Annotated in this window: 15 protein-coding genes; 8 read left to right on the top strand and 7 right to left on the bottom strand. The window is 65.0% G+C overall.

The window, feature by feature from the left end:
- Positions 1-21 precede the first annotated feature (21 nt).
- Positions 22-393: a response regulator gene (locus AC0L3J_RS26175; RefSeq protein ID WP_027567081.1), complete on the bottom strand. Its 372-nt coding sequence runs from the start codon at positions 391-393 to the stop codon at positions 22-24.
- 223 nt (positions 394-616) lie between these two features.
- On the opposite strand from AC0L3J_RS26175, the gene AC0L3J_RS26170 reads away from it, so the two are divergent.
- Together AC0L3J_RS26170 and AC0L3J_RS26165 are read left to right on the top strand one after the other, a co-directional pair.
- Positions 617-1,267 (top strand): protein-L-isoaspartate(D-aspartate) O-methyltransferase, encoded by a 651-nt coding sequence (locus AC0L3J_RS26170; RefSeq protein ID WP_473348791.1) that lies wholly within the window; start codon positions 617-619, stop codon positions 1,265-1,267.
- 109 nt (positions 1,268-1,376) lie between these two features.
- Positions 1,377-2,768, top strand: coding sequence for a peptidoglycan DD-metalloendopeptidase family protein (locus tag AC0L3J_RS26165; RefSeq protein ID WP_473348790.1), 1,392 nt, complete (start codon positions 1,377-1,379; stop codon positions 2,766-2,768).
- A 161-nt stretch (positions 2,769-2,929) separates the two neighbouring features.
- Here the strand turns inward: AC0L3J_RS26165 and AC0L3J_RS26160 are convergent, their stop codons facing one another.
- Positions 2,930-3,958: an ATP-binding protein gene (locus AC0L3J_RS26160; protein ID WP_473348789.1), complete on the bottom strand. Its 1,029-nt coding sequence runs from the start codon at positions 3,956-3,958 to the stop codon at positions 2,930-2,932.
- A 180-nt stretch (positions 3,959-4,138) separates the two neighbouring features.
- On the opposite strand from AC0L3J_RS26160, the gene yajC reads away from it, so the two are divergent.
- Genes yajC through AC0L3J_RS26130 form a run of 6 tightly spaced genes read left to right on the top strand, consistent with a single transcriptional unit; the run spans position 4,139 to position 9,803 of the window.
- On the top strand, positions 4,139-4,516 hold the full coding sequence (gene yajC / locus AC0L3J_RS26155) for a preprotein translocase subunit YajC (protein WP_027518118.1): 378 nt from the start codon (positions 4,139-4,141) through the stop codon (positions 4,514-4,516).
- 46 nt (positions 4,517-4,562) lie between these two features.
- A complete protein-coding gene (secD, locus tag AC0L3J_RS26150) occupies positions 4,563-6,167 on the top strand; it encodes a protein translocase subunit SecD (protein WP_473348788.1) in 1,605 nt (534 codons plus the stop codon).
- A 16-nt stretch (positions 6,168-6,183) separates the two neighbouring features.
- The gene (secF, locus tag AC0L3J_RS26145; protein ID WP_027518116.1) at positions 6,184-7,209 is read left to right on the top strand and encodes a protein translocase subunit SecF; all 1,026 of its coding nucleotides are present in this window, start codon (positions 6,184-6,186) and stop codon (positions 7,207-7,209) included.
- A gap of 60 nt (positions 7,210-7,269) precedes the next feature.
- Positions 7,270-7,653, top strand: a complete 384-nt coding sequence (locus AC0L3J_RS26140; RefSeq protein WP_007590678.1) for an Mth938-like domain-containing protein — start codon at positions 7,270-7,272, stop codon at positions 7,651-7,653.
- Entirely contained in the window at positions 7,650-8,513 is an 864-nt protein-coding gene (locus AC0L3J_RS26135) for a phytoene/squalene synthase family protein (RefSeq protein ID WP_473348787.1), read from the top strand. The genes AC0L3J_RS26140 and AC0L3J_RS26135 overlap by 4 nt, the downstream gene beginning before the upstream one ends.
- Before the next feature lie 45 nt (positions 8,514-8,558).
- Positions 8,559-9,803 (top strand): threonine ammonia-lyase, encoded by a 1,245-nt coding sequence (locus AC0L3J_RS26130; protein WP_456764209.1) that lies wholly within the window; start codon positions 8,559-8,561, stop codon positions 9,801-9,803.
- A 17-nt stretch (positions 9,804-9,820) separates the two neighbouring features.
- Here the strand turns inward: AC0L3J_RS26130 and AC0L3J_RS26125 are convergent, their stop codons facing one another.
- The 5 genes from AC0L3J_RS26125 to AC0L3J_RS26105 all read right to left on the bottom strand — a co-directional run bounded on the left by AC0L3J_RS26125 (position 9,821) and on the right by AC0L3J_RS26105 (position 14,561).
- Positions 9,821-10,999 (bottom strand): aminotransferase class V-fold PLP-dependent enzyme, encoded by a 1,179-nt coding sequence (locus AC0L3J_RS26125; RefSeq protein ID WP_473348786.1) that lies wholly within the window; start codon positions 10,997-10,999, stop codon positions 9,821-9,823.
- A gap of 89 nt (positions 11,000-11,088) precedes the next feature.
- Entirely contained in the window at positions 11,089-11,667 is a 579-nt protein-coding gene (locus AC0L3J_RS26120; RefSeq protein WP_473348785.1) for a CAP domain-containing protein, read from the bottom strand.
- An 85-nt stretch (positions 11,668-11,752) separates the two neighbouring features.
- Positions 11,753-12,847, bottom strand: a complete 1,095-nt coding sequence (locus AC0L3J_RS26115) for a serine/threonine protein kinase (protein WP_473348784.1) — start codon at positions 12,845-12,847, stop codon at positions 11,753-11,755.
- Positions 12,848-12,854: 7 nt separating this feature from the next.
- Positions 12,855-14,282 (bottom strand): methylenetetrahydrofolate--tRNA-(uracil(54)-C(5))-methyltransferase (FADH(2)-oxidizing) TrmFO, encoded by a 1,428-nt coding sequence (gene trmFO / locus AC0L3J_RS26110; protein WP_473348783.1) that lies wholly within the window; start codon positions 14,280-14,282, stop codon positions 12,855-12,857.
- A gap of 126 nt (positions 14,283-14,408) precedes the next feature.
- Entirely contained in the window at positions 14,409-14,561 is a 153-nt protein-coding gene (locus AC0L3J_RS26105; protein WP_007590701.1) for a DUF1127 domain-containing protein, read from the bottom strand.
- Positions 14,562-14,625 lie beyond the last annotated feature (64 nt).

Here is a 14,625-nt window from a genome sequence, read left to right as displayed (position 1 = left end):
CGACCGGGAACTGGGCCTAGTCTAGCCGCCGCGAAGCGCGGCTTCGATGGTCTTGCCGAGGGCGTCGAGCTGAAATGGCTTCTGAAGCGCCGGCCGATCGCGGTACTGCTCGGGCAGGCCGGAGGAGCCGTATCCGGTGGCGAAGATGAACGGGCAGCCCTTCGCCTTGATGACATCGGCGACCGGCGAGATGACCTTGCCGTTGACGTTGACGTCGAGAATGGCGATGTCGAACTCGGTTGCCTGGGCGAGCCGCATGGCTTCGGTGATGTCGCCAGCCTCGGCTGCGATCTTGTAGCCAAGCTCTTCGAGCATGTCCGCGACCATCATCCTGATCATCACCTCGTCTTCGACGAGGAATACAGAGCGGCCGGTAAGCCCCGTCGAGGTCATGGTCGAGTCCTTGCCCATTGCCAAAAACGTTCGCAGATAACATGAATCGACGCAATGCGCGTTTCGACGAACGGATGCATCAAAATGGCCGTCGAGGCTCGCCCGTTGCAAGCCAATTTATGGTCAACTACGCCATCCGAAGCCTATCATGGGTTCCCTGAGCCGGAACAGGAGCCCCCGCCCCAGGGTTGGCGTCCCGGACCCCAGACAGCACAAGCAGGCAATGACCTCCCATCAGCACCCGCCGGAAAAGATGATGTTTCAGCTCACGCTGAGGCGTCGGGGCATCAGCGACCAGGCGGTCCTGCGGGCCATGGAGGAGGTGCCGCGCGATCAATTCGTCGACGACGCCGATCGCGACGGCGCGTATCGCGACAGCGCGCTGCCGATCGCCTGCGGGCAGACCATCAGCCAGCCCTTCGTCGTCGCCTACATGACAGAGCAGCTCCAGCTTCAGAAGAAGCACCGCGTGCTCGAGATCGGCGCCGGCTCGGGCTACCAGGCGGCGGTGCTGTCGCGGCTCGCCGGGCAGGTGCTGACGGTCGAGCGTTACCGCAAGCTTGCGGATGCCGCACGTCTCAGGCTTGAAAAGCTCAACTATCACAACGTCGAGGTGATGCTGGGCGACGGACTCAATCTGCCCCCCAATATCGGCCCCTTCGACCGCATCATCGTCACGGCCGCGATGGAGCAGCTCCCGGACAACCTGGTCGAGCGGCTGGAGGTGGGCGGCATCCTGATCGCGCCCGTCGGCCCGCATCAGGGGGTGCAGACGCTGATCCGCCTGAGCCGGACCGAAGCCGGGATAGAGCGCAAGGAACTCGTCGAGGTCCGGTTCGTGCCGGCGCTACCCGGCGTGGCGCGGGAGCTGTAGAATTCCGGATTGGCTGTGCTGCCAACATCTTATTGGGAGGGTTAAGCCGTTATTTACTCGGCGCGTGTTTACTTAAAACACCAGTTCTGTTGCGTACGAGTGAGTAACCATGTCCGTTGCCGCCGAGTTGCTTTACTCGCGCCGTGTGCCGCAGGTCGCGGTGCTGGCGCTGATCTCCTTCAGCTTCGCAGGGTGCAGCGCCGACATGTCGTCGCGCATGTCCCAGTCGAACTTCTCCAATCCCTTTACGCAGGAATCGACCGGTTCGGTGCAGCAGGCACCGCCGCCGCAGCGTGAGCTGCCGCAATATTCGCGGCCGCAGACGCAGTCCGGTTATTATCAGTCGCAGCCTTTGCCGCCGGCGGTGTCCGCGCCGCAATCCTACCCCGTTGCAGCAGGCGGCGTGTCCGGAGGCGGCCGCGGTGTTGGCTCCTACGCACCCCCGGCGCAGCCGCATCTCGAGACCACGGCCACCGTGCCGCCGCGCTCGGTTGCAGCCGCCCAGCCGGTCGGTGGAACCAAGATCATCGTCGGCACCAGCGATACGCTCGACCTGCTTGCCAAACGCTATCGCGTCACGCCGCAGGCGATCCTCGCCGCCAACGGCTATAAGGGCCCGCGCGCGCTCTCGCCCGGCCAGCAGCTGATCATTCCGCACCAGGCTACGGCCGCTGCGCCCGCGCCGCTCATGGCTCCCGTTGCCGCTGCCCCCGCGCTGGCGCCCGCCGCGAGGCCGGTTGCGGCTGTTGCCGCGCCCTCGAGCACGCACTTCGTGAACCACGGCGACACGCTCGCCAGCATTGCCCGCAAGAACCATATCTCGGCGGCCGAACTGGCCCGCGCCAACGGCCTCAATCCCTCTGCAAAACTCAAGCTCGGCGCCAAGCTGGCCGTGCCCGGCGCCAAGACCGCCGCTGTCGCGGCACCGCTTGCCGCGGCCCCGGTCGGAGCCGCTCCCGTCGCGGGAACGCTGCAGCCCGTTGCGGCCGCACCTGCGCCCGCCACTAAGATGGCGGCCGTCGCCGCGCCAGTCCAGAGCGCGCGCCTGGCCCAGGCCACGGCCAATGTCGAAGACAAGGCCGCGGACGCTCCAGCGAAAGCTGCGGAGACCACCAGCGCGCTGCCGACTTTCCGCTGGCCGGTGCGCGGCAAGGTGGTCACGAGCTACGGCGCCAAGACCAATGGCAAGTCCAACGACGGCATCAATCTCGCGGTGCCCGAGGGTACGCCGGTCAAGGCGGCTGAAGACGGCGTCGTTGCCTATTCCGGCAACGAGCTGAAAGGTTATGGCAATCTCGTCCTGGTTCGGCACTCCAACGGCTACGTCACCGCATATGCCCATGCGAGTGAGCTGATGGTGAAGCGCGGCGATACCATCAAGCGTGGCCAGGTCATTGCCAAGTCGGGTCAATCCGGGGAGGTGGCGTCGCCGCAGCTCCACTTCGAGATCCGTAAGGGATCGAGCCCGGTTGACCCGCTTCAATTCCTGAACGGCGCGTGAGCTTGAAGTAGGGCGCGCCATCGCCACAAACGCGGTGTCGTCACCCGGCTCGACCGGGCGATCCAGTACGCCGGAGCGTCTCGATCGATCAAACCCGTCTCTGGAATGCTGGATTCCCCGCCTGCGCGGGGAATGACAGGTGAGGGAGTGGCGGCAGCTTGCTACGTCGCCGTCAGCTTCACGCCAAGCCGTCCCGCAAGCTCCTGCACGAACTGCCAAGCGACGCGGCCTGAGCGCGAGCCGCGCGTCGTCGACCATTCAAGGGCCTCGCGCTCCAGCGCGTCGTCGTCGACCTTGACGCCGAAATGGCTGCAATAGCCCCGCACCATGGCGAGATATTCGTCCTGGCTGCAGCGGTGGAAGCCGAGCCAGAGACCAAAGCGATCCGACAGCGAGACCTTCTCCTCGACGGCTTCGCCGGGATTGATCGCGGTCGAGCGCTCGTTCTCGATCATCTCGCGCGCCAGCAGATGGCGGCGGTTGGAGGTGGCGTAGAGGATGACGTTCTCCGGCCGACCCTCGATGCCACCTTCGAGCACCGCCTTGAGCGATTTGTAGGACGCATCATTGCCGTCGAAGGAGAGGTCGTCGCAGAACACGATGAAGCGGAAGGGCGAGGCGCGAAGCTGCTCCATGAGGGCAGGCAGGCTCTCGATGTCCTCGCGATGAATCTCGATCAGCTTCAGTCTGTCGGCTGGTTTGCGCTCCGCGTTGATGCTGGCATGCGCGGCTTTCACCAGCGACGACTTGCCCATGCCGCGCGCGCCCCAGAGCAGCGCGTTGTTGGCGGGCAATCCGTTGGCGAAACGCTCGGTGTTCTCCATCAGGATGTCGCGCATCCGGTCGACGCCCTTGAGCAGGAACAGTTCGACGCGGCTGACGCGCGGCACCGCCGCAAGGCGGCCGTCCGGATGCCAGACGAAAGCGTCCGCCTGCTTGAACGATTCGCGTTCGGCGGCGGGCTTGCCTTGAGCGGAGAGATGCGCCGCGATCGTCTCCAGCGCGCGGACAATGCGCTCCTGGGAGACGTTTTGGTTCGCCTTGGAAGTCGCCTTGGAAGTCGCTTTGGAAATGGTCTTGGAAGCTGCCCTGAGGGCTGCCTTGGGACGTTTTGCCGCGACGCGGGCTGGCTTCGTGGCAGGGGTGCGGGGGCCTTTGCCGGCCGGGCTTTTGCTTGGTTTTTGGGGCATGACCGAAGTTCCTGAGAATGCAGCCTTATCGGGCCTGAGCGCGCGCCGCAAGGTGGCTAAAAGGGCGGTCTGGCAGCGTTGCAATTGGGGCAATGGCCGCTATAGTCCGCGCGAATTTGACCGAACCGGTCGCCATTTGGGCCTGACCGGTTTTCCCCCGTTCTCACGAGGATCGTCCGAATGCTGATTACCCCTGCGTATGCCCAGGCTGCGGGCGCCGGCGACACCAGCGGCATGTTGATGTCGCTGCTGCCGTTCGCCCTGATCTTCGTGATCATGTACTTCCTGATTCTGCGTCCGCAGCAGAAGAAGGTCCGTGACCACGCCGACCTCGTGAAGAACATTCGCCGCGGCGACACCGTCGTGACCTCGGGCGGTCTCGTCGGCAAGGTCACCAAGGTCGTCGACGACGACCAGATCGAGTTCGAGATCGCCGATGGCGTGCGCGTGCGGCAGATGCGCTCGATGGTCTCCGGCGTGCGCGCCAAGGGCGAGCCGGCCAAGGAATCCAAGGAAAGCGCCAAGGATAGCGCCAAGGACGACGCGGCGGCGAAGTGAGCGCTTCCGCGAGTCTCTGAATCCCCTGATCTGACAGGTCCAGTCGATGTTGTATTTCACGCGGTGGAAGGCGCTCGGGATTATCCTGACGGCGCTGATCGTGTGCCTCTGCGCGGTCCCGAACTTCTTCTCCGAAGCGCAGGTCAAGACCTGGCCCGCCTGGGCGCAGCGGAAGCTCGTGCTCGGCCTCGATCTCCAGGGCGGCTCCTCTTTGCTGCTCGAGGTCGATTCCAACTATGTGAAGAAGGAAAAGCTCGATCAGATCCGCGACGACGTCCGTCGCGTGCTGCGCGAGGCCAAGATCGGCTTTACCGGCGGCGTCACCGTGCGCAACGACGCGGTCGAGGTTCGCATCACCAAGGAATCCGATCAGCAGCCGGCGCTGGCCAAGCTGCGCGATTTGGCCCAGCCGCTCGGCGGCCTGATGGGATCCAGCGGTCAGCGCGACCTCGAAGTGACTGACGCCGGGGGCGGCTTGATCCGCTTGAGCATCCCGCAGGGCGCGATGCTCGACCGTTTGCGCAAGACCATCGAGCAGTCGATCCAGATCGTCGAGAAGCGTGTCAACGAGCTCGGCACCGTCGAGCCAATCATCCAGCGTCAGGGGAACGACCGCATCCTGGTGCAGGTCCCCGGCCTTCAGGATCCGACCCGCCTGAAGGAGCTGCTGGGCAAGACTGCGAAGCTGGAATTCCGCATGGTCGATCCCTCGGTGCCGCCGGACCAGGCGCAGCAGGGCACGTTGCCGCCGGACACCGAGTATCTGCCGAACGCCTCGCCGCCGCCGCCCGGCGAGGTGGTCAAGAAGCAGGTGTTGGTTGCGGGCGGCGACCTAACGGACGCCCAGGCGACCTTCGACCAGCGTAGCAATGAGCCGGTCGTCAGCTTCAAGTTCAATAGCTCGGGCGCGCGCAAGTTTGCGCAGGCCACGCAGGAGAATGTCGGGCTGCGCTTCGCGATCATTCTCGACAACAAGGTGATCTCCGCGCCGGTCATTCGCGAGCCGATCACCGGCGGCCAGGGCCAGATCTCCGGCAGTTTCACCGTGCAGTCGGCCAACGATCTCGCGATCCTGCTGCGCGCCGGCGCGCTGCCGGCGCCACTGACCGTCGTGGAGGAGCGCACCGTCGGCCCGGGTCTCGGCCAGGACTCGATCGAGAAGGGCGAACTTGCTGCCTATGTCGGTTCGATCATGGTCGTCGTGTTCATGCTGTTGACGTATCGGCTGTTCGGCGTCTTCGCCAACATCGCCGTCTGTATCAACGTCGCCATGATCTTCGGCCTGCTGTCGCTGCTCAGCGCCACGCTGACCCTGCCGGGCATCGCCGGCATCGTGCTAACGGTCGGTATCGCGGTCGACTCCAACGTGCTGATCTATGAGCGCATCCGCGAGGAATTGCGCGGCGGGAGAAGCCCGATATCGGCGATCGACGCAGGCTTCAAGCGGGCGCTTGCCACCATTCTCGACTCCAACATCACCACCTTCATCGCCGCTGCAGTGCTGTTCATGATCGGCACCGGTCCGGTGCGCGGCTTCGCAGTGACGCTCGGCATCGGCATCATCACCACCGTCTTCACCGCCTTCACAATGACCCGCCTGATCGTCGCATGGTGGGTGCAGTGGAAGCGGCCGAAGAGCGTGCCGATTTGACCATTCGAGGCCGGCTGTGACCACTACTCAAATCGTTCTCATCTCCCTCGGCGTCGTCATTGCCGTGCTGACCGTGGTCAGCGTGCTCGGGCTGTTGCCGTCGCTGCGCATCGTGCCGGATGACACGCATTTCGACTTCACCCAGTTCCGCCGCATCTCGTTCCCGATCTCGGCGACGCTCTCGATCCTCGCCATCGTGCTGTTCTTCACGCACGGCCTGAATTTCGGCATCGACTTCAAGGGCGGCACCCTGATGGAGGTGCGTGCCAAGTCGGGCACGGCGGACATTGCGCAGATGCGGTCCACCCTGGGTAGTCTGGGCCTCGGCGAAGTCCAACTGCAGCAATTCGGCGGCCCCGCCGACGTGCTGCTTCGCGTTGCCGAGCAGCCGGGCGGCGACAAGGCGCAGCAGGCAGCTGTCGACAAGGTCCGCGCTGCCCTCGGCGACTCCGTGGACTATCGCCGCGTCGAGGTGGTGGGGCCGCGTGTCTCCGGCGAATTGCTGAGCTACGGCATGCTCGGCCTGATGCTGGCGATCGTCTCGATCCTGGTCTATCTCTGGTTCCGCTTCGAGTGGCAGTTCGCGCTCGGGGCCATGATCGCCAACGTGCACGACATCGTGCTGACGATCGGCTTCATGTCGATCAGCCAGGTCGATTTCGACCTGACCAGTATCGCGGCGCTTCTGACCATTTTGGGCTATTCGCTCAACGACACCGTCGTCATCTACGACCGCATCCGTGAAATGCTGCGGCGCTACAAGAAGATGCCGATGCCGCAGCTCCTCAACGAGTCCATCAACTCGACGCTGTCGCGCTCGATCATCACCCATTTCACCGTGACGCTGGCGCTGCTGGCTCTGCTGCTGTTCGGCGGTCATGCCATCCACAGCTTCACCGCAGTCATGATGTTCGGCGTGGTGCTGGTCGGCACCTATACCTCGATCTTCATTGCGGCGCCGATCCTGATCTATCTCGGTGTCGGCGAGCATCGCGAAGATGCGGTCGATAAGGCTACGCCGGCGAAGAAAAGCAAGGCATGATCCGAACCGCATGCCCTCGCAGGAGTTTGCGAGGGCAGTAAGCTCATTCGGACGAAGCTCATGGCCGGCGATCCCAACGCACCGCATTTCCCCCGCTCGGCGCCGATCGAAGCCTATGGCAAGGGCGGCTTTGCCTTTGCCGGCATGTCGCATCGGGGATCGCTGCTTTGCCTGCCCGACGCGATCTGGGCCTGGGACATTACCGACCCCGCGAAGATCGACCGCTATTCGCTTGATCGAGTCTTCAAGTCCGCCAACAGCATCGACACGCTCCTGATCGGCACCGGAACCGGGGTCTGGCTGCCGCCGGCGGAACTGCGCCAGGCGCTTAAAGCGGCGAGGGTGGTTCTGGATACGATGCAGACCGGTCCCGCCGTGCGCACCTACAACATCATGATCGGCGAACGGCGGCGCGTCGCGGCCGCGCTGATCGCCGTGCCATGAGTGGCTCCGCGCCGCCGCCGGATTCTGCTGCGTTCTGTGCTGACCTCGTGCGCAACCACGACTTTGCGCGCTATGCCGCGACCCTGTTCGCGCCCGCTGCCGAGCGCCGCGCGCTGCTGGCGCTCTATGCCTTCAATGTCGAGATCGTCCGCGTCCGCGACCAGGTAAGCCAGCCCTTGCCTGGTGAAATCCGCCTGCAATGGTGGACCGACATGCTGTCGGGCCAGGTCCATGGCAGCGCCGAGGGCAATCCGGTGGCGGCGGAGTTGCTCCGCGCAATCCGTGATTTCGACCTGCCGGTCGAACCGCTGTCGCTGCTCGTCGACGAGCATCAATTCGATCTCTACAACGACCCAATGCCGACCATGACGGCTCTCGAAGGTTATCTCGCCGCAACCTGCTCGGCGTTGTTCGCTCTCGCGGCGCGGATCATGGCGTCACCCTTGGACCCAGCCGAGCACCTCGCGCGGCATGCCGGATTGGCCCAAGGCATCGCGCAAGTCATCACGAACCTGCCGCGTGATGCGGCGCACCGGCAATTATTCCTGCCGCAGCAGCTGCTGACCAGCCACAATTGCAATATGGAGGACGTGTTTGCCGGCAAGGAGACGCCGAATTTGCGCGCTGTGCTGGACCAGCTCGCCGGCGAGGCCGGGCAGCATTTGACGACGGCCTTGTCGCTGTTGGCCGAGGTGCCGGTGTCGGCTCGGCCAGCGTTTCTGCCGCTGAGCCAGATACGGGCCGACCTCAAGCGCCTGTCGCAGCCCGGGCGTAATCCGTTCACGCCGGAGCAATCGCCGCGGCTGCGTACGTTGTGGACGCTGTGGCGGGCCTCGCGTTCCCGGGAGTTTACCAAATAGCGGTTGGCTTATCGCCTCAAACTGCCAAATGCCCTATGCTGTCCCATGGCCGAGTTGTCCCAAAGTATCGTCAGCGATCTCAGCGCCCTTCCAGTCTCGCTGAGCGACATCCGTGCCGCCGCCGCGACCATCCGCGACGCCGTCGTCGAGACGCCCTGTAGCTACAGTCGCACGCTGAGCAATATCTGCGGCTGCGACATCTGGCTGAAATTCGAGAACCTCCAGTTCACGTCCTCGTTCAAGGAGCGCGGCGCGCTCAACCGCCTCACCGCACTGACGCCGGAGGAGCGCGCGCGCGGCGTCGTCGCGATGTCGGCGGGTAACCACGCGCAGGGCGTCGCCTATCACGCCAAGCGGCTCGGGATTCCCGCAACCATCGTCATGCCGGTCGGCACGCCCATGGTGAAGGTCGAAAACACCAGGCATCACGGTGCCGAGGTGGTGGTGACGGGCGCCACGCTGGAGGAGGCGGCCGCGTATGCGCGCAGCCACGGCGAAGCCCATGGCATGATCTTCGTCCATCCCTATGACGATCCGCTTGTCATCGCGGGGCAGGGCACGGTCGGGCTGGAAATACTCAAGGCCGTGCCGGAGCTCGATACGCTGGTCGTTCCGATCGGCGGCGGTGGCCTGATCAGCGGGATCGCCATTGCCGCGAAATCGATCAAGCCGTCGCTGCGGATCCTCGGCGTCGAGGCCTGGCTCTACCCCTCGATGTACAACGCCATCCATGACGGCAATCTGCCGGCGCGCGGCGACACGCTCGCGGAAGGCATCGCGGTGAAGTCGCCCGGCAAGCTCACGACCGAAATCGTCCGCCGCCTCGTCGACGACATTGCGCTCGTCAACGAAGCCGAGCTCGAGCGCGCGGTGGCGACCCTGATCTCGATCGAGAAGACGGTCGTCGAGGGCGCCGGCGCCGCCGGTCTCGCCGCGCTGATGTCCGACCCGTCCCGTTTCGCCGGCCAGAAGGTCGGGCTGGTGCTGAGCGGCGGCAATATCGACACGCGGCTGATTGCATCAGTCCTGACCCGCGAGTTGGCGCGTGAGGGGCGGCTCACCCAGCTGTCGCTCGACATCCCCGACAGGCCCGGCCAACTGGCTGCGGTCGCGGCACTACTGGCCGAGGCCGGCGCCAACATCATCGAGGTCTCGCACCAGCGCACCTTCTCGGATCTTCCGGCCAAGGCGACGCTGCTGCAATTGGTGATCGAGACCCGCGACAGCGCCCATCTCGACGAGGTCATGGCGAAGCTTGGCGCATCGGGATTGAGTGCGCGCTGTACCTGAGCCGTGCATGCTCGCCGCTATCGCGGCGTCAAACCTGCCAAATTGGCGATCAGCCGATCGATCTCGGCTTCCGTATTGTAGTAATGCGGGGAGGCGCGCACCACCGGCGGCAACGAGCGAATTTCGGCGTCGATGCGCGTGCTCGACGGATCTGAGGCACCGATCGTGATGCCGGCGGTGGCCGCGTTGCTGACGACCGCTTCCGCATCGTACCCTTCCACCGTGAAGCTGACGATGGCCCCCGGAGCGCGTCCGAGGTCACGAATTCTGATGCCGTGAATGGACGCAAGGCCGCCCCGGAGGCGGTCGGCCAGCATGCGGCAACGCTGCTCGATGGGGCATATCCCGATATCGAGGGCATAATCGACCGCCGCGCCGAGCCCAAGCCGGGCTGCGTAGTTGTTCTCCCAGGTCTCGAAACGGCGCGCATCGTCACGCAGCCGATAAGCGTCCCGGGAGACCCAGGGTGCGGCGAAGTGGTCGATCATTGGCGGTTCGAGCCGCTGCAGCATCGCCCGGCGGACGTAGAGAAAGCCGGTGCCGCGCGGACCGCGAAGGAATTTACGCCCGGTTGCGGACAGCATGTCACAGCTGATAGCCTCGACGTCCACCACCATCTGTCCGACCGCCTGGCAGGCATCGAGCAGATAGGGGATGCCGTGCGCCCGCGCGATCTTCCCGACGGCTGCAGCCGGATTGACCAGCCCGCCATTGGTCGGAACCCAGGTGATCGCAATCAGCTTCACGCGCTCGTCGATCATGCGTTCGAGCGCGTCGAGGTCGAGCTCGCCGCTGACATCGCTCGGCACGATGTCGATCGCGGCGCCTGTTCGCTTGGCGACTTGAAGAAAAGCGACATAGTTGGCCGCGTATTCCGCCTCCGCGGTCAGGATCCGATCGCCGTCGCGAAACTGAAGCGCGTAGAATGCCATTTGCCAGGCAACCGTCGCGTTCTCCATGAGCGCGATCTCATCGGGCGCGGCATTCAGCAGGCGCGCCACGGAGCCGTAGACTGAATCAAGCCGGCGGGCCTCGCGATCGGCGGCCGCATAGCCTCCGATTTCGCTCTCCAGATCGATGTGCTGCTTCATGGCTTCGACGACGGGGACGGGCATGAGAGCAGCTCCCGCATTGTGCAGGTACGCCAGCCGGGAGGTAGCTGGCGTGTCGGCACGTATTCGCTCGATGTTGATCAAGTGCGCCGCCTTTGCTCTCGCGATCGTCCCGATAGATTAGACCGGCGAGGAACGCGGACAAGAGGCCGGCTGCAACATCTGATCTCACCTCAGATGCAGAGGCCGAGCAGCTTGATGTGGCAGCCGCTGGATTTCGGCTTGCTCGCGGGCGCGGCCTCGCGCTTCACGGCGACCAGAGGCTCACCGTCCTTCTTACCTTTGCCTTTGCCCTTCGGTTCGTAGTCGCCGGCGATCACCATCGCCCAATAGGTACGTTTGCCGCTGGCGTTTTTCGCGCTCGCGATCCCCACGCGGGACGCGTTGTGCAGCAGCAAATTCTTGCGGTGTCCCGACGAGTCGATCCACTGTCCGAGGGTCTTCTCGAAATTGTCGTAGCCGTAGGCGATGTTCTCGGCGGCGCGGCCTGCGCCGGCCGGTGCGACGCGGCGGTTGAACGGGCCGAGCGCGTCGTGACTGAGGTCGTCCTTCGTCGCCATCGCGCGCGCCTGGTCCATGGCGATGCGGTCGAGAGTCGAATCGCGGACGACGCGGACCTCACCATGCTTGAGGCGGAAGCTGGAGATCAGCTCGGCCGGAGCCTCGGCCATTGCGGGCGTGGTGGCGAGCAGCAGCAGGCCGGCGATCAGGCTGCCAACCACACGATGCATCATCGTCCCCCGAGTGCCCATGACCCCGCCAAGTCCTCCCGCCAAGCCGCGAATTATCCGATCGCTTCTCTATCGCCAATGTGGACGCTTCAAGGCGTGATCCACGCTAGCCAGCAGGCAGGTCGGCCTCGAAATTGAAGCGGTCGCGCAGGTTTTTGCGCTGCTCCAGGATGTCCTTGAGGAAGGCGCGGTCCTGATCGTTCTTCATCATCGGCTCGATCAGGTCGAGCTGGTTCATGGCGACCAGTTGCAGGATCTCGGTGCGCGGCTTGCCGTCGGCGTTGCGTGGAAGCGCGTGGACGACCTGGATGTGTTCCGGCGGCTTCGGCCCCTTGGCGGCGCTGAGCTCGATCCGCAATTGGCCTTCGAGCGCGGCCTGATCGGCTTCGACGAAGGCATAGAGCCCGACACCGGAACGGCGGTCGGCAAAGGCGACGATGGCGGTGTCGCGCACGGCGGGGTTCTTGCGGATCAATTCCGCCAGCACCGGCGCGTCGTTGACGAGCCGCCGGCCGCCGCCTTCACGATCGGTGAAGTTGAACAGGCCGCGGGTGATTGCCCGATAGACCTTCTTGCCGGTGGCGAGCCAGAGGCTGGCGGCGAACGACTTCTTCGCCAGGATTTTTCGCTCGCGCGGCGTCAGCGCCTCGGGCGCGTAGGAGCGCTTGTGCTTGAGCAGATGCCGGAGGTCTTCATAGGCCAGGATGCGGTAAAGCCGGCCGCGCCGGTCGAAGCACGCCGCGAGCTGGAAGTCGGTCACGTAGGCGCGACCGTCGCGGCCGACCAGCCAGTTCTGTTCCTTGGCAAGATCGTTGTGGCAGATGCCGGCGCGGCGCAGCCGTCGCAGCGCGGTCTTGGCCGAGCGAAAATAGGCGAGGTCGCCATGCGGTTTCGCCAGATGCAGCGCGACACCATCGACGAAGCTGCGCACCAGCGCGCGGCGTCCGGCCCACAGCAGCTCCGGGCCGACATCGAGTCCCTTGGCGAGTGCCAGCGCATGCGTCTCGCGGGCGAACAGATGGCGCGCCAAAAGGAATGACCACCACGGCACCTCGTCGAGGCGGCGCAGCACCGCGTCGACCTCGCCGGCATCGTCGCGGAAACGGCCGCGCTCGACGGTCGAGAACACGTCGCGCTTGAGCAGCACGCCCTCGGTCCAGCGCGCCGAGAGTGTTGCGGCGTCGTCTTTGGGAAGGTTCATCGAAAACTCACGCCGCAGCGGCAATGCGCAGGTGATCGGCGATCCAGCGATCGAGATCGGCGAGCGCGAGCGCGCTCATCGCCTGCTTTTTGGCCACCGTCTTCTCGTTGCCGCGCAGCCGGCTTCCGTCCGGCTTCTTCGTCGGTGCGCTGGCAAGCGGCGGGAACAGGCCGAAATTGATGTTCATCGGCTGGAACGAGCGCGTGCCGGGCTCGATGGTCTCGATATGGCCGCCGGTGATGTGGCCGAGCAGGGATCCGAGCGCCGTCGTGACCGGCGGACTCGCAAGCGTCTCGCCGCGCACGTCCGCTGCCGCGTAGAGGCCGGCAATCAGGCCGACGCTGGCGGATTCCACATAGCCCTCGCAGCCCGTCATCTGGCCGGCAAAGCGCAGTCGTGGTTGTGCGCGCAGGCGCAACTGGCCGTCGAGCAGCTTTGGCGAGTTGAGAAAGGTGTTGCGATGCAGGCCGCCGAGGCGGGCGAATTCGGCCTTCTCCAGCCCCGGAATGGTGCGGAAGATGCGTTGCTGCTCGCCGTATTTCAGCTTCGTCTGGAAGCCGACGATGTTGTAGAGCGTGCCGAGCTTGTTGTCTTGGCGCAGCTGCACGATCGCGTAGGCCTTGGTGGTGGGATCGTGCGGATTGGTGAGGCCGACCGGCTTCATCGGGCCGTGGCGCAAGGTCTCGGGGCCGCGTTCCGCCATGACCTCGATCGGCAGGCAGCCGTCGAAATAGGGCGTGTTGGTCTCCCATTCCTTCAATTCGGTCTTCTCGCCGGCGACCAGCGCCGCGACGAAGCCGTCATACTGCTCCTTCGTCATCGGGCAGTTGATGTAGTCGGCGCCGGTGCCGCCGGGGCCGACCTTGTCGTAGCGCGACTGGAACCAGGCCACCGACATGTCGATGGATTCGCGGTGCACGATCGGCGCGATCGCGTCGAAGAAGGCGAGGGCGCTCTCGTCGGTCAACTCGCGGATCGCGTCGGCCAGCGGCGCCGAAGTGAGGGGGCCGGTCGCAACGATGACGTTGCTCCACTCGGCCGGCGGCAGGCCTGCGACCTCGCCGCGGGCGATCTCGATCAGTGGATGATCGTTCAGCGCCTTGGTGACGGCCGCCGAGAAGCCGTCGCGATCCACCGCCAGCGCGCCGCCGGCGGGCACCTGGTTGGCGTCTGCTGCGCGCATGATCAGCGAGTCGAGGCGGCGCATCTCGGCATGCAGCAGGCCGACCGCGTTGTTGGCGGCATCGTCCGAGCGGAACGAATTGGAGCAGACGAGCTCGGCAAGCCCGTCGGTGCGGTGTGCCTCGGTCGTGCGGGTCGGCCGCATCTCGTGCAGCACCACGGGCACGCCGGATTTGGCCACCTGCCAGGCGGCTTCGGAGCCGGCAAGGCCTGCGCCGATCACGTGCACGGTATTCGATTGGGGTCCTGTCATGGGGCGGACAGGTAGCGCTTTTCGGCGGTCAGTGGAATCGCCGAGATCGAGTTTTCTGCCTCCGGATGCGACAACGCCCGCACGAGGCGGGCGCTATCGGTTCGTCCGGTTAAGGGCTGAACGATATCAGCCCTGATACTGACCGGCGGCAACGCGCGGGATGTCCGAGCGATCGAGGCCGATATCGGCCAATTCGCGATCGCTGAGCTGGGACAGCTCGGCAACATTGCGCTGATAGTCCCGGAAAGCCTGGATCATGCGGATGAGCGAGAGCAGCATTGGTAGTCTCCTGTAGTTCGATTCAGCTCTTGCCCGAGCCTCATCGTTGAAATGAATATAGGTG

The organism is Bradyrhizobium sp. Kon37 (assembly GCF_055807535.1).
Note: the sequence above shows the minus strand (reverse complement) of the source record. Positions and strands in the feature narration are given on the sequence as shown.